14 protein-coding genes are annotated in these 19,720 nt (G+C 67.5%); 4 read left to right on the top strand and 10 right to left on the bottom strand.

Features of this window, described 5'->3' with window-relative positions:
* The first annotated feature begins 7 nt into the window (after positions 1–7).
* Positions 8–778, top strand: a complete 771-nt coding sequence (locus NQ038_RS01865) for a CoA transferase subunit A (protein ID WP_257061701.1) — start codon at positions 8–10, stop codon at positions 776–778.
* A 1-nt stretch (position 779) separates the two neighbouring features.
* Positions 780–1,457: a CoA transferase subunit B gene (locus NQ038_RS01860; RefSeq protein WP_257061699.1), complete on the top strand. Its 678-nt coding sequence runs from the start codon at positions 780–782 to the stop codon at positions 1,455–1,457.
* Positions 1,458–1,486: 29 nt separating this feature from the next.
* Here NQ038_RS01860 and manA read toward each other — a convergent pair whose 3' ends face one another.
* From manA to NQ038_RS01820, 8 genes are all read right to left on the bottom strand, one after another.
* Positions 1,487–2,692 (bottom strand): mannose-6-phosphate isomerase, class I, encoded by a 1,206-nt coding sequence (manA, locus tag NQ038_RS01855; RefSeq protein WP_257048704.1) that lies wholly within the window; start codon positions 2,690–2,692, stop codon positions 1,487–1,489.
* A gap of 182 nt (positions 2,693–2,874) precedes the next feature.
* Positions 2,875–5,556: an NlpC/P60 family protein gene (locus NQ038_RS01850; protein WP_257061698.1), complete on the bottom strand. Its 2,682-nt coding sequence runs from the start codon at positions 5,554–5,556 to the stop codon at positions 2,875–2,877.
* Positions 5,557–5,817: 261 nt separating this feature from the next.
* Positions 5,818–7,314, bottom strand: a complete 1,497-nt coding sequence (locus tag NQ038_RS01845; protein WP_257061697.1) for an LCP family protein — start codon at positions 7,312–7,314, stop codon at positions 5,818–5,820.
* 114 nt (positions 7,315–7,428) lie between these two features.
* The gene (locus NQ038_RS01840; RefSeq protein ID WP_257048707.1) at positions 7,429–8,574 is read right to left on the bottom strand and encodes an acyl-CoA dehydrogenase family protein; all 1,146 of its coding nucleotides are present in this window, start codon (positions 8,572–8,574) and stop codon (positions 7,429–7,431) included.
* 76 nt (positions 8,575–8,650) lie between these two features.
* Positions 8,651–9,196: a 5-(carboxyamino)imidazole ribonucleotide mutase gene (gene purE / locus NQ038_RS01835; RefSeq protein WP_257048708.1), complete on the bottom strand. Its 546-nt coding sequence runs from the start codon at positions 9,194–9,196 to the stop codon at positions 8,651–8,653.
* A complete protein-coding gene (locus NQ038_RS01830) occupies positions 9,193–10,353 on the bottom strand; it encodes a 5-(carboxyamino)imidazole ribonucleotide synthase (protein ID WP_257061696.1) in 1,161 nt (386 codons plus the stop codon). The genes purE and NQ038_RS01830 overlap by 4 nt, the downstream gene beginning before the upstream one ends.
* Positions 10,354–10,384: 31 nt before the next feature.
* The gene (locus NQ038_RS01825) at positions 10,385–11,557 is read right to left on the bottom strand and encodes an alkaline phosphatase family protein (RefSeq protein WP_257058508.1); all 1,173 of its coding nucleotides are present in this window, start codon (positions 11,555–11,557) and stop codon (positions 10,385–10,387) included.
* 2 nt (positions 11,558–11,559) lie between these two features.
* The gene (locus NQ038_RS01820; RefSeq protein WP_257048713.1) at positions 11,560–12,147 is read right to left on the bottom strand and encodes a DUF5998 family protein; all 588 of its coding nucleotides are present in this window, start codon (positions 12,145–12,147) and stop codon (positions 11,560–11,562) included.
* 89 nt (positions 12,148–12,236) lie between these two features.
* Between NQ038_RS01820 and NQ038_RS01815 the strand changes: the two genes are divergently transcribed.
* Complete coding sequence (locus NQ038_RS01815) at positions 12,237–14,915, top strand: GNAT family N-acetyltransferase (protein WP_257061695.1); 2,679 nt, start codon at positions 12,237–12,239, stop codon at positions 14,913–14,915.
* Positions 14,916–15,039: 124 nt separating this feature from the next.
* Positions 15,040–17,694 (top strand): DNA topoisomerase (ATP-hydrolyzing) subunit A, encoded by a 2,655-nt coding sequence (locus NQ038_RS01810; RefSeq protein WP_257061694.1) that lies wholly within the window; start codon positions 15,040–15,042, stop codon positions 17,692–17,694.
* A gap of 10 nt (positions 17,695–17,704) precedes the next feature.
* On the opposite strand, the gene NQ038_RS01805 is transcribed toward NQ038_RS01810, so the two are convergent.
* A complete protein-coding gene (locus NQ038_RS01805; RefSeq protein WP_257061693.1) occupies positions 17,705–18,832 on the bottom strand; it encodes an adenylate/guanylate cyclase domain-containing protein in 1,128 nt (375 codons plus the stop codon).
* Entirely contained in the window at positions 18,829–19,695 is an 867-nt protein-coding gene (locus tag NQ038_RS01800; RefSeq protein ID WP_257061692.1) for a biotin--[acetyl-CoA-carboxylase] ligase, read from the bottom strand. The genes NQ038_RS01805 and NQ038_RS01800 overlap by 4 nt, the downstream gene beginning before the upstream one ends.
* Between the last annotated feature and the right edge of the window lie 25 nt (positions 19,696–19,720).

Here is a 19,720-nt window from a genome sequence, read left to right as displayed (position 1 = left end):
GGCGAACATGGACAAAGTTGTTTCAACACCCGCAGCAGCAGTGGCGGACGTCTTCGACGGGGCCAGCCTGGCCGTCGGCGGGTTCGGCGTAGTCGGCGTCCCGGAATACCTCATCCGCGCGATCCGGGACCAGGGCGCGCAGGACCTGACCGCCGTCTCCAATAACGCAGGGGTCGACGGACGGGGACTGGGCCTGCTGCTCGAAACCCACCAGATCAGCAAGATGATCGCCTCCTATGTGGGAGTCAACAAGGAGTTCGCGCGGCAGCACCTGGCCGGTGAACTCACCGTGGAACTCACCCCGCAGGGCACTCTGGCGGAGAAGCTGCGCGCCGCGGGCGCCGGGATCCCGGCGTTCTACACGATCACCGGCGCCGGCACCCAGGTGGCCACCGGCGGCATCCCACAGCGCTACGATTCCCACGGCGAGGTCGTCATCGCCTCCGCGCCGAAGGAGACGCACACGTTCTCCACCTTCGGTGCCGAACAGACCTATGTGCTCGAGGAGTCGCTGCCGGTTGACTTCGCGCTGGTCCGCGCGGCCAAGGGCGACCGGCACGGCAACCTGGTCTTCCACGCCTCTGCCAGGAACTTCAACCCGCCGGCGGCCCAGGCGGGCAGGATCACGATCGCCGAGGTCGAACAGCTGGTCGAACCGGGCATGATCGATCCCGATGATGTCGATCTGCCCGGCGTCTACGTCACCCGCGTGGTGCCCCTGACACCTGCACAGGTGGCCGATAAACCGATCGAGAACATGACGCTGACGAAGGACTGAGATGGCACTGACACGCACACAGATGGCCGCGCGCGCCGCACTGGAACTGGCCGACGGATCCTATGTCAACCTGGGCATCGGCCTGCCCACCCTGGTGCCGAATTACCTGCCGGAAGGCGTCGACGTCGTCCTGCAGAGCGAGAACGGGCTGCTGGGAGTGGGCCGGTACCCCCGCGCCGACGAGGTCGATCCCGACCTGATCAACGCGGGCAAGGAGATCGTCACGATGAACCCCGGCGGGTCCTATTTCGATTCGGCGACGAGCTTCGGCATGATCCGCGGCGGCAAGATCGACGTGGCCGTGCTGGGCGCCATGCAGGTCGCCGCCAATGGCGATATCGCCAATTGGATGATCCCAGGCAAGATGGTCAAGGGCATGGGCGGGGCGATGGACCTGGTCCACGGGGCCCGGCGCGTCATCGTCATCATGGAGCACGTGGCCAAGGACGGATCGCCGAAGCTCAAGTCCGCCTGCTCACTGCCGTTGACCGGGCAACGGGTGGTCTCGCGCATCATCACCGATCTGGGGGTCTTCGATGTGGACGGCACGGGCTTCACCCTTGTCGAGGCGGCCCCCGGCGTCACGGTCGACGAGATCCGTCGGGCGACCGAAGCGGATCTGACAGTGCCCACCGAACTCCCCCGAACCCCGCAGGGCGTCCTGACCGCCGCGGCCTGAGCCCCGGTCACCCTGCCCCGGGGAATGGCTCAGGCGCCGGAGGGGCCGGACGTGGCGATGAACAGCTCCCCCGACCCCGTCACCGTGACCGGGCCCTCGGCATGGCCGATGAACGCGGCCTGCCCCTGCAGCACGGGCAGTTCCTGCGCGGTGGCCCGGAGCTCCGCGGCGCCTTTGGTGCACAACACGATGGCAGGACCCGCGATCAGCTCCGTCCCGCCGGCGAACCGGTGCAGGGCGAAGTCCGCCACGGCCGGGCCGTCCACGCCGGCTGGCACCACCGGCGGCGGCCCGGGCCGATAGTCGACCAGTTCGCACAACAGCCGGGGATCGACGTGTTTGGAGGTCAGGCCGCCACGGACCACATTGTCCGAGGACGCCATGATCTCCACGGCCAATCCGTGTACATAGGCGTGTGGCACCCCCGCCTCCAGCGCCAGGGACTCTCCCGGAGCCAGTCGCAGATGGTTGAGCAGCAGGGCCAGGCACACGCCCACGTCTCCCGGATAATCCACGGCCAGGCGATCGGTGAGCGAGGCCGCATCCCGATTGCCGGCCACCTCGAGTAATTCGGGCAGCAGGGATCCCAGGGCCCCGAACTCGTCCTGACGGGAGAACAACAGCCGCAGCGCAGCGGCCAGCCCGGCCTCGGCCGTGGCACCGGAGTCGAGGGCCCCGGCCCATTCGCGCAGCAGGCCGGAGGCCTCCGGGCGCCCGAGTTCGGCCGCGGCACCGGCCGCACCGTGCAACACGGGGGCCGTCAGGGCCGGGTCCGCGAAGCCGCACAGGACCTCGAACTCGGAAAGCGCCGTGACCATTTCGGGTTTGTGCCACGGGTCCTTGAACGTCCGCCGTGGATCGTCCAGGTCGATCCCGGCGGCATTCTCCCGGTCGAACCCGGCGCGGGCGGTCGCGGCATCGGGATGGACCTGGATCGACAGGGCCCGGTTGGCCGCCAAGAGTTTGAGGAGGAACGGAAGTCGCGTGCCGAAGCGCTCCAGATGTGCCGAACCGAGCAGATCGTCACCTGCCAGGTCGAGCGCAACCGCCAGAGTGTCGGGGGCCGGGGAGGCGCTCGCGCCGACCGGTATCGGGCACCTGGTCGGTGCAAGGGGGTGGGTGCCCAGCCAGTACTCCGCAACGGGCTCGCCCGTCACCGGTCTGCCCAGCAGCTCCGGAATCGCCCGGACGTCACCCCACTCGTAGGTGCGAACGGCTCCCTGAAGGAGGTGCATGGATCCCCTTTGAAATCGCGGACGGCTTACTTCGTACAGCCTAACCCGCCGGCCCTGAACGCCGGGTGAACACCATGTCAAAAGCCTGCGGGGACCGGAGAACTCCAGATTGCGCGCGGGTGAATGCACAAGCGGGGCGCACCCGAATCGGTGCGCCCCGCAGGATCTGCTTACCGGCTCGCTCAGATGACCCGGATGACCACTCCGCCGGAGTTGAACATGAACTTCGAGGAGCGCTCACTGGTCCCGGTACGCCGTGAACCCGCGTCGATGAGCTTTCCCGGCTTGTCCGACACGATCGTGATGTGTCCCGGATGCCAGATCAGATCGCCCGGTTTCGCCTTGGAGCGCGGGATCACTTCCCCTGCTGCCTTCTGCTGACCCGAAGTCCGCGGCAGCTTGATCCCGTTCTTCTTATAGACGTACTGGACGAATCCCGAGCAGTCCCAGCCCTTGGTCGGAGAGGTTCCGCCCCAGACATAGGGCACTCCCACGTACTTCCTGGCGGTCTTGACGATCGCCGCGCGCTTCTCGGCCTCGCGCTGGGACGCGCTCTTCTTCGCCTTCTTCTTCGCGGGCTTCTTCCCCGGCTTCTTCGAGTTGTCTGCAGACCCTTCCCCGGTGCCTGCAGACGGCGCGGTGGAGACGGCGCCACCGGATATCGGCGGGGCGTTGCCGTCGGCCATCCCAGCGGAGAACTCGCTCACTCCGGCACCCTCGGCCCAGAACAGGGTCGCGCCCTGGAACCGCTGGGTGCAGGTTCCCCCGGCGCACTGCTCATCGCCCGCGGGATACCCCAGATGGCTCTTCTCGGATCCCTTCTTGGCCCAGTGAGCCTTGATCGCCCCTGATGTGGCGTGGGCACCGGTTGCCTTCGACCAGTGGATCGAGCCGGAGGCGAAGGTCTGGTACAGGCCCGCGGACAACTTCCCCTGATTGTTCGCGGGCAGTCCGATCCTCTTCCTGACCTCGGCATTCCAGGCCTTGGCGATCTCACCGGTGATGAGCTTGGCCCCACCCTTGGCGGTCCAGGTGATGAAGCCGGACTTGTACTGCTGGTAGCTTCCCCCTGCCAGCTTGGTCTCGCCTCCGACCTTCGCACCCAGCGCTTTGGCATTGGCCTTGTACGCCTGCTGGATCGCCTCGCCCGAGGTGATCGGGTTGGTACTGGCCTGCTTGCCGCTCGATTGGATCGCGGCCACCGCTTTGCGGATCTGCGGAATCTTCGCGTAGAACGCATCACCGGGGCAGTCTGTGTCGCCGACATCGCGGTGGCCGACGATCCGGTTGATCCGCTTGCCGTTGACGGTGGTCTTGCCGATGGCCGGGACCCCGTCCTTCGACAGCTTCCAGGCGATCGTATTCTCAACGGCCACCTGGGCCGCCTTCGACGGCGCCTTCTTCATGTAGGTGCCGAGCACGGAGATGCCGAAGGTGCCCGTGTTGAAGTTCGACACATGGGCGCCGATGATCGGACGGTCGACATTGCCGGCGCGGCCCTGCCACAGACGGCCGAACTTGTCGACCAGGACGTTGTAGCCGATATCGGCCCAGCCACGGCCCTTGACGTGGAAGGTGTAGATCCCGCGGATGATGCCGGGCACATCACCGGCGTCGTAGTTGTTCGAGCCCTCGGTGTGGTGGATTACCGCTGCCTTGACCGAGTCAGCATATGACGGGCCGCTGCGGCGGATGCTCTCATTGGCACCCCACGCCTTGCGGGAGGCGATGGAGGGCTTGGCGACCTTCTTCACCTTGGCCGCCACGTTCTGCACCCCGGCCGAGCCGCTGGCCTCACCCGCGGTGCCCTGGGCGACGGCAGCCGCCTGCTCTCCCAGTGAGGTGCCCGCCGGGAAACCCGTCGCCTGCACCGTTCCGGAGGCGTTCACCACCGCCGCGCCGGGAACCGACTGCTCATCCGGCCGGGTCGAATGTGTCTGCCCTTCGGCTGCTTGGGTGGTCGCGCTCTGGTTGATCACCGGAGTGTTGGCATTCACCGCCGCCTGGTCCGCCGCCGTCTTCTTCGGATCGATGATGACGAGCTTCGCGTCTGCCGGCGCGGAGGAGCCCAGGATGCGCATCTGCACAGCGGAGGCACCCGAGACGACAAAGGGATCGGTACCGGCCCGCTGATCGCCGTCTGCCCCCTGATCGTATGAGAGGCCGGTCCAGGCGCCCCAGCCACCGGAGGTCGACTGGGTTCGCACCTCGATATTGGAGGCGTTGGCGCCGGAGGCCACGACACCGACCACCGAGGACCGATCACGCGGAACGCTCAGTGACGCCGAGATGGCCGCGATCTTGATTCCGTCTTCGGTCTGCTGTTCGACATCACCGGAGATCGACGGGCTCGGGGCCGAGCTGGGCTCGGCGCTCGGCGTGGGCTTCGTCTCGGGGTTCTGAGTGCGCGGCGCCTGCGGCGTCTGCCGCGGAGCGGTGCGACCGGCATCGGACAGGCCCTCGCCCGGACCCTGCTCCGCGGGCCGCCCGGCGGCGCCTGAGTCCTTTGCGGATTCTTCTGCGGTGGAGTTCAAGGATGTCGATGCGGCTGCAAAGGCCTCGCCGGCCGCTTGCAGTGCCATGTCCGAGGCGCCGAACTCCGCAGCGCTGAGCCGACGATTCTCCGTTGTCGAGCGCAGCGCACCTGGCATATTCGTCGTCGACTTCTTCGACACGGCGGCAGTGGCCGGCGAGGAGTTCCGAGCGCCCGGGGTCAGCAGACCCTTGTGGTCGACATCGGTCAAAGACAGTTCGTTGAAGCTCGGGCGAGCAGCACCCGCGGCATCGGCAACGGGCCCCAGCGCTATGCCGGAGACCACGAGAGCCGCAGCGCAAACGGCCGCAGTCGTCATTGCGATTTTCATTAGATTTAGCCTTATTCGAGGAAGACAGGGAAGAAATTTGGCCAGTCCGGAGATCACCGCCGGCTGCGATCATCCCCGACAATGTGAAATTGTTACATATTTTTCCGCGTGTCGCATTGCAATCTCTGTGCTCCCTGCTAGTTACACGGATGTAGTTCCCCGTCATTCCGCGGCCCGACCGGGCAGAAAAAAATCCCCGCGTCCACCTTCGATCGGGTGAAGGTGGACGCGGGGATACCCCGCGGGGCAGGTCGGGCGGGATCAGGGAACCGAGCAGATCTCCGAACCATCGGAGTCGGGGTCCTCGCCCCCGCCCGACTCTGCGCCGGAGGCCCGAGCAGACATCGCCTGCACCGAATCGAGGCCCAGCGCATCGGCATTGCCCTGTGCCTGCGCGCCCTTGTCGGAGGCCTTCTCGACGGCGGTGGAGACCATATCGTGAACCGTGGCGAAATCGGGATGCTTCGGCACGACCTTGGGCGGAGCCAGATTCAGCTTCGCCATCTTGTGCCCCTTGGCCTTGGTCGCCAGGTCCACGAACTCACCGACCTCGTTCTGCGGGATGTCGGTGGAAATGACCTCCGGAGCGGCGGCCGCCAGCTTGGTGAATCGCTGAGCGACGGTCATCGGATCCAGCTGTTTGAGCATGGCCTCCTGCACACAGCGCTGTCGGGTCATTCGCGCATAGTCCGAGGCGAACTCCCTGGACCGGGCATACCACAGGGCATGGTACCCGTCGAGTTCGATGTTCTTCCCCGGTTCGATCCACCCCAACGGCTTGTAGTGCTTGCCGGTGGCCTTGTTCGTCTTATTCGAGATCGGCACCCGGACGTTCGAGTTCAGCCGGATTCCGCCCATCGCGTCGACCAGCTTCTGGAAGCCCTTGAGATCGATCATCGCATAGTACTGGATATCCAGACCCGTCACACCCGAAAGCGCCTGTTCGGTGGCCTGCACACCCGCGGGGACCTTGTCGGTGTTCGGGAATTCGTCCTTGTGTTCCTCCCCCTCCTGGTACACCGCGTTGATCAGGCATTCGTCCCCGCAGTTATAACCCTGCGGATAATGCGCATGCAGCGGTGAGGAGTCGGGGAACGGGACGTTCTGCATGTTCCTGGGCAGACCGATCACAACGGCGCGCCCGGACTTCACCTCGATGGAGACCACGGACAGGCTGTCAGGGCGCACGCCCGTGCGCTTCTTGCCCGCATCGGAACCCAACAGGGCGATGTTGTAGCGGCCGTCAACGGGCTTCTTACCCGGACCCGAGGCGAAGATCCCCCCGAGCGCACTGCGGGTGGAGTTCAACGTGTTGACTCCCCAGGCGACTCCCCCGCCCACCAGCAGGACCAACACCAGGCTGACGGCCAGGAAGGTCGGCTTGGTACGCCGGCCCAGGCTGTCGATGCGGATCCGGCGCACGGAGTCGAGCATGCACAGCACCCAGTTCAGACCCGCCACCGCCAGCCACACCATCAAGACGATGAGTCCGAGCGCCGAGGACGCGAAGGACAGCACGGCCCGCTGTGAGACGAGCGCCACCACGATGAGCAGAACGATCAGCGCCCAGGAGAACAGCGAGATGAGCAGCGGAATCCTGGCCTTCCGCCGATCGCCGATGATCGACTGCACCGAGCCGGGCAGGAGGGCACTGCAGATGAGCAACAACCAGCCGCGCCAATTCCGCATGCCGATGGGGGCATGGCGCGGATTGCGCAGTGGATCGACGTACACGAGTTCACGGCGTTTCTCGTTCACTGGCTGTCTTCTCATCTCCTGGCTCGAACCTGCCGCTTCAGGATATCGGCAAAGCCGCAAGGGCACTGGGAGCCGACTCCCAGTGCCCTTGCGCGTGTCGCCCCGCCGAACCTCTCAGCCCAGCAGCTTGCGCCCCATCACCAGGCGCTGGATCTGGTTCGTGCCCTCATAGATCTGGGTGATCTTCGCATCGCGCATCATCCGCTCCACCGGGTGGTCCTGCACATAGCCCGCCCCACCGAGCAGCTGCACCGCATCGGTTGTGATCTCCATCGCCACATCGGAGGCGAAGGCCTTGGCGGCGGCACCGTAGTAGCCCAGGTCAGCATCCTGGCGTTCGCTCTTGGCCGCGGCGACATAGGTCAGCTGCCGCGCTGCCTCGAGCTTCATGCCCATATCGGCGACCATGAACTGCACCGCCTCGAACGAGGAAATCGGCTTGCCGAACTGCTTGCGCTCCTTGACGTAGCCGATCGCGTAGTCGAGTGCGCCCTGGGCGATGCCGATGGCCTGGGCCGCGATCGTGATCCTGGTGTGGTCGAGGGTCTTCAGCGCCAGTTTGAGGCCCTGGCCCTCGGCACCGATGATCCGGTCCGCGGGAATGTGGCAGTCCTCGAAGAACAGTTCGCGCGTCGGACTGCCCTTGATGCCCAGCTTGCGCTCCTTCTCGCCGAAGCTGAAGCCCTCATCGCCCTTCTCCACGAGGAAGGCGGTGATGTTGTTGCCGCGGCGGCCCTCGGGATCCGTGACGGCCATGACCGTGTAGAACTCGGAGACTCCCGCGTTCGTGATCCACGTCTTGACGCCATTGAGCACCCAGCCGTCGCCCGAACGCTGGGCCCGGGTTTTCATGCTGGCGGTGTCCGACCCGGCCTCGCGTTCGGACAGACCGTAGGAGAAGCCCTCGCCGGCGGCCAGGCGCGGCAGGTACTTCGCCTTGATCTCATCGCCGCCGCCCAGGATCACCGGCATCGAACCCAGCTTGTTCACGGCGGGGATCAGCGAGGAGGATGCACATCCGCGGGCCACTTCCTCGATGACGATCGCGGTGGCCAGGGCGTCGGCGCCGACGCCGCCGTACTCCTCGCCCACGTGCGGAGCGTAGAAGTCCGTGGCCACGAGCGAATCGTGGGCCTCCTGCGGATAGCGGGCCTCGGCGTCGACGGCCGCCGCATGTGGGGCGATCGTCTCCTCGACTATTTCACGCACCGCCGCGCGGATCTCCTGGTGCTCCTCGCTGAGCTGATACAGATCGAACATATGAATCCTTTTCCTCGGGGGATGGTTTCCGCCCCTGGCTGATCCACGGGTCACGGCCGGGCTGCCGTGGCCGAGATCACTGCGGGTCAGACCGTCCCAGTTTAGCCATGAGGGCCCTGCCCTTGGCCTCGGCACTGTCACGCAGGCCCGCCCGGTAGTCATCGAGCGCCCCACGGATCCGTTCGGCCTCTCCCCCGACCCCGGCGCCCAGGATGCGGGCGGCCAACAGACCGGCGTTCTTGGCTCCGCCGATCGACACGGTCGCCACCGGCACACCGCCGGGCATCTGTACGATCGACAGCAGGGAGTCCATCCCGTCGAGGTACTTCAGCGGCACCGGCACGCCGATCACCGGCAGGGAGGTGACCGAGGCGAGCATCCCCGGCAGGTGCGCCGCACCCCCGGCCCCTGCGATGATGACCGACAGACCCCGTTCGGCAGCCGACGCTCCCCAGGCGATCATGTCCTGCGGCATCCGATGCGCCGAGACGACCTCGGCGGAATAGGGCACGGCGAACTCGTCGAGCACCTCGGCGGCAGCGGCCATCGTGGGCCAGTCCGAGTCCGAGCCCATGACGATGCCGACGACTGGCGCGGCCCGCTTATCATCCATCGTGGTCATGCGAGGTCCTTCCGGTCCGGGTGGGGATTGGTGTCCACTCCTGCGATGAAGTCCGCCGCGTGGCGGGCTCTGGCCACCGCATCGGCGGCGGACTCGGAGCAGACGTTGACATGGCCCAGTTTGCGGCCCGGGCGCACCGACTTGCCGTACATGTGGACCTTGGCCGCAGGATCATGGGCCATCACGTGCAGATAGGCGTGGTACAGATCGTCGCGGTCAGCGCCGAGCACGTTCGCCATCGCACACGCGGGCGCGATCGGCGCCGGATCCCCCAGCGGCAGGTCCAGGACCGCGCGCAGATGCTGTTCGAACTGGCTGGTGACCGAACCGTCCTGCGTCCAGTGCCCGGTGTTGTGCGGGCGCATCGCCAATTCGTTGACGATGTAGCCCTCGGCCGTTTCGAACATCTCCATGGCCATCACCCCGGTAACGCCGAGGGCACCTGCCACCTTGAGCACATCGGCGGTGATCGTCGTGGCCAACTCGGCGGAGATCCCCGGTGCCGGCGCCACCGCCTCCTTGCAGATGCCGTCCTGCTGATAGGTGGCGACGACCGGCCACACCGCGGTCTGCCCCGAGGGCGAGCGCCCCACCATCACGGAGAGCTCACGGGTGAAGTCGACCTTCTGTTCGGCCAACAGCGTCCCAGCTTCGGCGAACCAGTCAGCGGCCTCGGCGGCCGCGTGGATCACGCGCACCCCGTGCCCGTCGTAGCCCCCGCGCGGGGTTTTCAGGATGAGCGGGAACCCGATCCGGGAGCCGAATTCCTCCAGGTCCGCGACCGAGGAGACCTCGGCCCAGGCCGGATTGGGCAGGCCGAGCTCGTCCATCTTGGCGCGCATCACGAGCTTGTCCTGCGCGTGGACCAGGGCGGCCGGCCCCGGGTGGACAGCATGCCCGGCGGCCATCAGGGCCTCCAAATGCTCTGTGGGGACGTGTTCGTGGTCGAAGGTGATCACGTCGACGGTGGAGGCGAAGGCCTCCAGCGTCGGGTAGTCGTGGTAGTCGCCCACCACCACCTGGGAGGACACCTGGGCTGCCGGGGCATCCGGCGCCTCCGAGAGAACATGGAATCCGACGCCCAGGGCCTCTGCGGCTGGAGCCATCATCCGGGCCAGCTGGCCCCCGCCGATCACACCGATTCTTGGAAAAGTCACGACACCATTCTAAGGTCTCGGACCCGGCGGCTCATCCCACCGGAATATAGGGAATGGACAACTCACGCCGACTGACCGAACCGTGCTGGCCGATCAGCCGCAGTGCCGTCGGGGTGTCGTGGCCGGAGTCGACCAGGCCCAGACCCTCATCGGCCACCACGACGAGGTCGCCGATCCGGGCCCGCACCTCGTCGGCCGGCGGGGTCCCGGTGGGGCCGAACCAACCGCCGTCGATCGCCTCGTCCCGGCGCAGAACCGCCGCCCGGTCCCCCAACAGCTCGGAGAACGCCTGCGCCGCCGCGTCCTGCGCTCCCGGAACCGTGTGGATGTGACGGGCCCGGGGTTCGCCCGCGATGAATTCGACGCCGTCGAGCAGACCCGGCACGCCCGCCATGTCCACCCGCTGCTCCTCGGCCACGTCGACCATGCCGTGGTCGGCCACAATCGTCATGAGCACGTCTCCACCGCACACCCGGGACAGGCGGGAGAGCTCACGGTCGGCCTCCTCCAGCGCCGTCGTCCAGTCGAAGGAGTCATAGCCCTTGCCGTGCCCGGCCTTGTCGAGCGCGCCCCAGTACAGGTAGATCAGGCGCCGGCCCGGCTTGGCGGCCTCTGCACTGGCCTGTGCGACCCGCTCACCCAGGGTCTTCGAGCCGCGGAAGCGCCCTCCGCCCAGAGCGGAGCCGTTGAGTCCGCGCCCGGCGAACTTGGGCTCGCCCAGACTGACCACATCGATTCCCGCACCGGCCAGTTCCCCGAACAGGCTGCCGCCGCCCACCCAGGTGCGCGGATCGGGGCCGCGGTCCCAGGTCAGCTGGTTGAACACGACGCGCCTGACCGGGTCCAACAGGGTGTAGCCGAGCACCCCGTGGCCCACCGGCGGCAGACCGGTGCCCAGGCTGGTCAGGGAATTGGCCGTGGTCGAGGGGAAACCCGCGCTGATCTCGCGCATCCGCGGCAGCTGCCGGCGCAAGAATGCGGCGTGAGCGGCCCGTTCGCGCAACAGCACGGCGCCGAGCCCGTCTACCAGGACCACGATGACGACCCGCTTGCCGCGCTCGGGTTCCAGCGCCTCCGCGCGGGCGGCGCGTTCCGGGGCCAACACCGAGCCCGCGTCCAGTGACAGGGCCGCCGCCGGCAGCACATCGGCCAGTTGGGGCCCCGCATAGTCGGGTGGGGTGAGTCCCACCGGTGCCGGTGCCATGTTCAGGACCGCCGACTCAGCAGGCGGGCACGGTGGACCAGGCGCTTGAGCGTCAGTGCGAAGTGTTCGGCTCGGTCGACAGCCGCCTGCCCCTCCGCCTGAGCCGCCACCCGCAGGTTGACGTCATCGCCCACTTCGGATCCGGCGTAGCCATGATCGCCCTCACAAGCCGGATCGGCGCAGGTTTCGGGGTACACGTCGAGGCGACGGACATTGCCCCAGGCCAGATTCACCGAGACCTCGATGGGGCGCTGGCCGGGCGTATAGCGCGCGGGCTCATTGTAGACCCGGCCCAGTACCGCGCAGCTCACCCGTTCAAGGGCGATCTCCTCGGTATTGGTCAGGGCCTGCGCGGGCCGGCCCGCCTCCCCCTGATCGTCATCGACGTGCGCCAGGAGCAGCCGGGTCTCCGTCACAGCGAACACCGTGACGTGTCGGTGGATTGATTCCAGGTCGATGTGCGTGTCCATCTGCACGATGTGGGCCAGCACATCCTCCCCGTAGAGGACCTCTGCGATGAGGTCCTGGGTCAGCTGCGGATAGTACCCGGTGTTCTGCAGGTCGTGGATGAGCTCGGTAGGCACAGACATGCGGATATTCTTTCATGCCGGATGTGCGCACCGGACCCTCCGGGGCACCGACCCGTGCTTGGCAGTGGCATTCGGCATATGCTGAGCCCATGGACAGATACCCCGCGGACTGGGAAGCCGATGTCGTTCTCCGCGATGGGCAGACCGCCCATCTGCGGCCGATCGTGCCGGAGGACGCGCAAGCGGTGCAGGACATGCACGCCAGGCAGTCGGCCGAATCGATCTATCTGAGGTATTTCGCCCCGCTGGCGGTGATCCCCGAGGCGCAGTTGCAGCGCTTCGTCAACGTCGATTACCACGACCGGGTGGCCCTGGTCATCACGATCGGCGAAGAGATCATCGGGATCGGCCGCTTCGACCGGCTCGACGACTCCTCCGCCGAGGTCGCCTTCAACATCGCCGACGCCCATCAGGGCCGCGGACTGGGCTCCATTCTGTTGGAGCACCTGGCCGCGATCGGCCGTGAGGTGGGGATCACCCAGTTCACCGCCGAGGTGCTGCCCCAGAACCGTTCGATGCTGCAGGTCTTCGCCGCCGCCGGCTTCGAGGTCAGCAGGGAGTTCGAGGACGGTGTCGTGGCGGTGCGCTTCGAGATCGACCCGACGGAGAAGTCGATCCAGGTGCAGGAATCGCGGGAGCACCGTGCGGAGGCACTGAGCGTGCGCTCCGTGCTGCACCCGGCCTCGGTCGTCGTCATCGGGGCCTCGCGCAAGCGCACCAGCGCCGGCAACCTGCTGCTGCGCAACCTGGTCGCCGCCGGCTACCGGGGATCACTGCACGTGGTACACCATTCGGCCGCAGAGGTCGCCGGGATCCCCGCGGAGAAGTCACTGGCCGATATCGACGGCGATGTCGATCTGGCCGTTATCGCGGTCCCGGCCGAGGCGGTCAAGGGCGTCGTACTCAACTGTGCCGAACACGGGGTCAAGGCGGTCGCCGTGATCTCCTCCGGTTTCGCCGAGGAGGGCCCGGCCGGCGCCGAGCTCCAGCGCGAGGTCGTGGCGGTGGCCAGGTCCCATGGGATGCGGGTGATCGGCCCGAACTCGTTCGGCCTGATCAACAATTCGACCGAGATCTCCCTGAACGCGTCCCTTTCGCCGATCGTGCCCGAACCCGGATCGATTGGCCTGTTCAATCAGTCCGGTGCTCTGGCCACCGCGATGCTGCAGGCGGCCAAGGACCGGGGCCTGGGCATCTCCACCTTCGTCTCGGCCGGCAACCGGGCCGACCTCTCCGGCAATGACGTCCTGCAGTATTGGGAGGAGGATCCGGAGACCAAGACGATCGGCCTGTACCTGGAGTCGATCGGCAATCCCCGGAAGTTCTCCCGGATCGCCCGGCGCGTCACCCGCACCAAACCGGTCATCGTCATCAAATCCGATCTGACGGGGCGCGAACTGCCCCCCGGCCACCAGGTGCGGGTGTCGAGTCTTTCGCCCTCCGCCCTGGATCAGGTGCTGGCCCAGGCCGGTGTGCTGCGCGCGGCCAATATCGGTCAGCTGTTCGACCTGGCCCAGGTCTTTTCGAACCAGCCCCTGCCCGCGGGCAGACGGGTCGGAGTGATCGGCAATTCGGCCGCCCTGTCGACGCTGGTCGTCCAACAGGCCAGGGCCGAGGGGCTGCGCGTAGAGCGCCCGGCGGTCTCCCTGCATCCGGAGGTCACGGCAGGGGAATTCGAGGCCGAACTGCGCGCGCTCTACGCCGATGATGCGGTGGACTCGGTCGTCGTGAACCTGGTACCCAGCGCGGCCGGTCGGGAGAACACGATCGCGGAGACCCTGGCCGAGGTCGCCGCGAAGTCGGAGAAGACCACAGTGGCCGTGTTCATGGGCATTCAGGGGCTCAACCGGGAGCTGACCGCCTACACCCGGGGTACCACCGGCGGCCTCCAGGTCCACCGGATCCCCAGCTACTTGGGGCCGGAGAACGCGGTCTGGGCGTTGGCCAGGGCGACCGAGTACGCGGTTTGGCGCGGTTCGGACCACGGCACCTACCCGGAACTCGACGACGTCGACACGCGCGAGGCCCGCACCGTCATCGAAACGGCCCTGGCCCGCGCCACCGAGGACCGGGCCGAGGTCCGGCTGGAACCCGATGAAGTGGCCCGCCTGTTGGGCGCCTACCAGGTGCGGGTGCTGCCCCAGGTATCCACTGCATCCGTCGACGAGGCGCTGGCCGCCGCCGCGAAGCTGGGCTATCCCGTAGCGCTCAAACCCCTCCACCGTCAGCTGCGGCACCGGGTGGAACTGGGCGCGGTGAAGCTCGATGTTTCGGACCCGGACGAACTGCGGGAGGACTACCAGGCGATCATCGACATCATCGACGCGGTGTCTCCGGGCACCGACCACCGGATCGATGTGCAGACCATGGCCGAACCCGGCACCCCCTGCATCGTGCGCGCCGGCGAGGACCCCCTGTTGGGCCCGATGGTGTCCTTCGCCCTGGCCGGGGACGCTGCGGAACTGCTCGACGACGTGGCCCACCGGGTGGCACCGCTGACCGATGTGGACGCCGCACAGATGATCAGGGGATTGGGGTCCTCACCGCGCCTGTTCGGCTACAAGGGACTGCCCGTGGCCAATGTGTTCCCAGTGGAACTGGTGCTCATCCGGCTGTCGGCCCTGGTGGATCGGTTCCCGATGGTCCGGCGGATCACGCTGCGCCCGATCACCGTCACCACGGCCGAACCCACCATCCTCTCCGCCACCGTGACCTTGAGCGCGGATTCCGACCGGATGGATTCCCGGCGGCGCCGGATGAATCTCTGAGCCCCCGACGCCGTCCGCCCGCCCCGTCTGTAGGCCGCCGAGGGGCGCGGGCGGACGACGTGTCCGTACCTGCCGGTAGAGTAGTAGCGTTGTTCGATTAAAGCTCAGGCAGGAGTCATCACCCATGGCAGCGCACCCCGACGGCAAGATCGTCGATATCGACGTCACCCAGGAAATGGAGACGTCCTTCCTCGAATACGCGTATTCGGTCATCTACTCACGTGCCCTGCCCGATGCCCGTGACGGGATGAAGCCCGTCCAACGCCGCATCGTCTACCAAATGGGCGAAATGGGGCTGCGGCCCGAACGGCCCTATGTGAAGTCCTCGCGCATCATCGGCGACGTCATGGGCAAGCTGCACCCACACGGCGATTCGGCGATCTACGATGCGCTGGTGCGCCTGAGCCAGGACTTCGTCATGCGCGTTCCCCTGGTCGACGGCCACGGCAACTTCGGCAGCCTGGACGACGGGCCGGCCGCCGCCCGCTACACGGAGGCGAAACTGACGGACGCGGCGATGACGATGATCGCCGGCCTCGACGAGGACGTCGTGGACTTCGTGCCCAACTACGACAACACCCTGACCCAACCGGACGTTCTGCCCAGCGCCTTCCCCAATCTGCTGGTCAACGGGGCATCCGGCATCGCAGTGGGGATGGCCACGAACATGGCCCCGCACAACCCCGGCGAGGTCATCGCCGCAGCCCAGCACCTCATCTCCCACCCGGACGCCGAGCTCGACGAGCTCATGCGCTTCGTGCCGGGGCCCGATCTACCCACCGGTGGGCGGATCATCGGCCTCGACGGGGTGCGGGAGGCCTATGAGTCCGGCCGCGGCACCTTCCGCACCAGGGCCACGGTGAGATTCGAAAACCTCACGGCCCGGCGCAAGGGCATCGTGGTGACCGAGCTGCCCTATCTGGTGGGCCCGGAGAAGATCATCGAGAAGGTCAAGGACCAGGTCAACGCCAAGCGCCTGACCGGGATCGCCTCGATCGACGACTTCTCCGACCGCAAGAACGGCCTGCGCCTGGTGATCGGTGTGAAGAACGGCTTCAATCCGGAGGCCGTGCTCGAAGAGCTCTATCGGCTGACCCCGATGGAGGACTCCTTCGGCATCAACAACGTCTGCCTGGTAGACGGCCATCCCCGGACCCTGGGACTCAAGGAGCTGCTGCAGGTGTTCGTCGGCCACCGCATCGACGTGGTGCGACGCCGCTGCGAATTCCAATTGCACAAGGCGCAGGACCGCCTGCACTTGGTCGAGGGCCTGCTGGTGGCCATCCTCGACATCGACGAGGTCGTGCAGCTGATCCGCGGATCAGACGATGCGGCGACCGCGCGGACCCGGCTGATGGACGTCTTCGACCTCTCGGAGATCCAGGCGACTTACATCCTCGACCTGCAGCTGCGCCGGCTGACCAAGTTCTCCCGAATCGAACTCGAGGCCGAACGCGATGAGTTGCGTGCCCGGATCGAATTCCTCAGCGGGGTGCTGGCCGATCCGCAGAAGCTGCGCCGGATGGTCTCCGATGAACTGGGCGAGACCGCGGCGGCCCTGGAATCCCCCCGCCGCACCGTATTGGTCGCAGGCGACCTCAAGCAGATCACCGCGGCCGGGCGGAAGAAGGGCAAGGCTGAGCTGACCATCCCCGATGTGCCCTGCTGGGTGCTGCTGAGCACCTCCGGCAGGATCGCGCGGACCACCACCTCGGGCCCACTGCCGCACACCGGCCGCCGGGCCTCACACGATGCCCTGGTCTCCCAAGTGCGGACCACCAGCCGCGGCACGCTGGGCGCCATCACCTCGACCGGCCGGTTGTTGCCGGTGGACGTGGTCTCGCTGCCCCAGCTGCCGGCCCAGGCCACGCGGGCGAATGTGGCCGGCGGGGTGCGGGCCGCGGAGTTCCTCACTCTCGAGGCCAAGGAGAAGCTCATCGGCATCGTCGACTTCAGCCGCGATTTCATCCTGGGCACGACCGGCGGGGTGGTCAAACGGGTGGCCGGACACGAACCCCCGTCGAACCGCCCCGACTGGGAGGTCATCGGGCTCAAGGGCCGCGACAGGGTGATCGGCTGCGGCCAGCTCGACGATGTGGGCGCCGGGCAGGCGGTCTTCATCACCTCGGCGGCCCAGCTGTTGACCTTCGGCGCCGATGTGCTGCGTGCCCAGGGCATCGGCGCCGGCGGGGTGGCCGGCATCAAGCTGGGCTCCGGCGCCAAGGTCGTGTCCTTCCAGCTGGTCGATCCACGCGCCGAAAACCGGGTTGTGACGATCGCGCAGGGCCCGGGCGCCGCGCAGCCCAGCGTGAAGGTCAGCGAGCTGGCCGAATTCCCCACCAAGGGCAGGGCGACCGCCGGGGTACGCGCCCAGCGCTTCCTCAAAGGGGAGACCGAACTCGTCCTGGGCTTCGCCGGGCCCGCCCCACAGGGCGCCGCAGCCGCCGGCGGGGCCAGGGAACTGCCGGGCGAACTCGCCCGCCGGGACGCCTCGGGTACGCCCCTGGAGTCGAAGGTCGATGCGATCGGCACGGTGCCAGGCGGAGCCGCGGATGGCGCCGCGTCGGCCGAGGCCGGTGTGACCGGAGACGGCCAGGGAACTCCGTTGGGACAGGGCACTGCGCCGGAGGCGCCTGCCGGTCCGCGGGCCACCGGGGGCATGGCGACCGCTCCCCTGGATCTGGGGCCGGACGATCCGGCCGATGCCCCGCAGACCCGCGATGACGATTCGGACGCCGTGGTCATCAGCCACGACGACGATTCCGACTCGTTGTTCTAAACCCGCCGCCTCAGATACCGCCGAGCTCCTCGCCTATCCCGTCGTCCAAGTCCAGGTCCAGGGCGCCGGCGGTGCCACGGGTCATCTCCACTACGCTCACCTCGCCCAGGCCCTGCAGGCTCAGCGCCCGGCGGGCACCGAAGGCGTAGGCGTCCGAGCGTGCGAGCACCTGTGCGGTGTCCCAGTCGGTGAGGACCGTACCTGGTTCGGTCACCGCGGTCAGCCGTGCGGCCAGATTGACCGTGGAGCCGAAGATATCGCCCATCCGGGACAGTACCTTGCCCCAGGCGAAGCCCAGCCGGGCCTTGGGCAGCAGGTCGTCCGCACGGATCCGCTCCATCAGCGTCATGGAGATCTGCGCGCCGGACATGGGCGTCTCCGCGGCGAAGAACACCTCATCGCCGACCGTCTTGATCACCCTGCCGCCGCCGGAGGCGACGACGTTGTAGGCCAGGTCCTGGAAGCGCTTGACCATGAATGCCAGTTGACGCGGCTCCAGCTGCTGTGACAACCGGGTATAGGAGACCATGTCGACGAAACCCACCACCCGGGCCAGGGGCATCGCCGAATCGTACCAGCCCGTACGATTCTCCATCGCCAGGCCCTCTTCGACATTGACAGACAGACGGCCCAGCGAATTGGCCAGATTACGCCGCCAGGCGTAGTCGAGCAGGCTCTGCATGGGTTCGACCAGCCGATCGAACAGCTCCACGGCCTCGGCCCGGGCATCGTTCTCCGAGCGGCCCTTGGTGTCGCTGAGGTACTCGACCAGAGTCTCCATCTGCCATACCGTCAACCGGTCGGTGGTCTGGCCCACCGCGCGCAACAGGGCGACGGCGGTCTCCTCGTCGACGATCCCATCGGTGACCATCGTGGCCGTCCCCGCCAGTGCCGCAACGTCGTTGTGCGTATAGGCGGCCTGTCCATCCGGGATGCGCGGCAGGCCCAGGGCCCGCCAGAACTTCCGCAACATCTTCGTCGATACCCCGGCCGAGGCGGCCGCTTCCTTGCGCGTCAGTTCCCGCTTCCCGCCCAGCAGCCGGTCCTCGAGCCGGGATACGGCACCCGAGCCGGTGGCGGGGGGCTCCCCCGCGGCGGCCTCTGCCACCTCGTCGTCCATCCGCGCCCCATCGCTCACAGCAGGCCCCCTTTCGCATCCGCCCTGATATGGATCACATCGCCGGCACTGACCTCCCCGGTCCCCTCCGGGGTTTCCACCACCAGGTCACCGCCAGCGCCCAGACCGGTCGCCCGGCCCGTGAGGCTGCGCCCACCCGGCAATTCGACCCTGACCCCACGGCCCAGGGTGAGCATCGTATCGCGAACCCGGCGGCCCACTGCAAGATCGGACACACCCAACCGGCGCTCGGACAGCTCCGTGGCGTGGCCGAACAGCTCTCCCAGGCCCGAGCGCAGGCCACCGAGCACATCGGCCAGGAGCTGTTCCCGATCGGTGCTGCCGCCGGCCAGGGCCAGCGAGGTGGCGGTGGGCACGGGCAGCTCCGCGGCCTCCAGCGACACATTGATTCCGATGCCGATGATCGCCACGCGCTCGTCTGCCACCTGTTCCATCCGGATCAGGATGCCGCAGATCTTCTTGCCGGCGACCAGCACGTCATTGGGCCATTTGACCCCGGCGTCCACGCCCGCGGCGCCGATCGCACCCGCCACGGCGGCTCCCGTGATCAGGGGCAGCCAGCCCAGTGCCGTCATGGGCAGGTCGGCGGGGATGCGCACGGGCACCGAAACGGTCAGCGCCTTGCGCGCCGGCACCGTCCACACCCGGTCCAGCCGCGCATGACCGGAAATCTGGTGGTCGGTGCCCCAGACGGAATAGTCGGGCCAGGCGCTCGGATCCGCCTGCAGAGCGGCGGCGAGTTCGTCATTGGTCGAACCGGATTCCGCCGGCCAGACGATCCTGGGCAGGTCGGCACCGCGAACGTGCGCGCGTTCAACGGCCCGATCCACGTTGAAATACGAGGAAGCAGGTACTGTGTGCACCACATCACCCTAATGGGTTTGGCTG

This window comes from Brevibacterium sp. 50QC2O2 (assembly GCF_024580675.1).
Taxonomy (GTDB): domain Bacteria; phylum Actinomycetota; class Actinomycetes; order Actinomycetales; family Brevibacteriaceae; genus Brevibacterium; species Brevibacterium moorei.
This window is presented reverse-complemented; position numbering and strand designations above follow the sequence as displayed.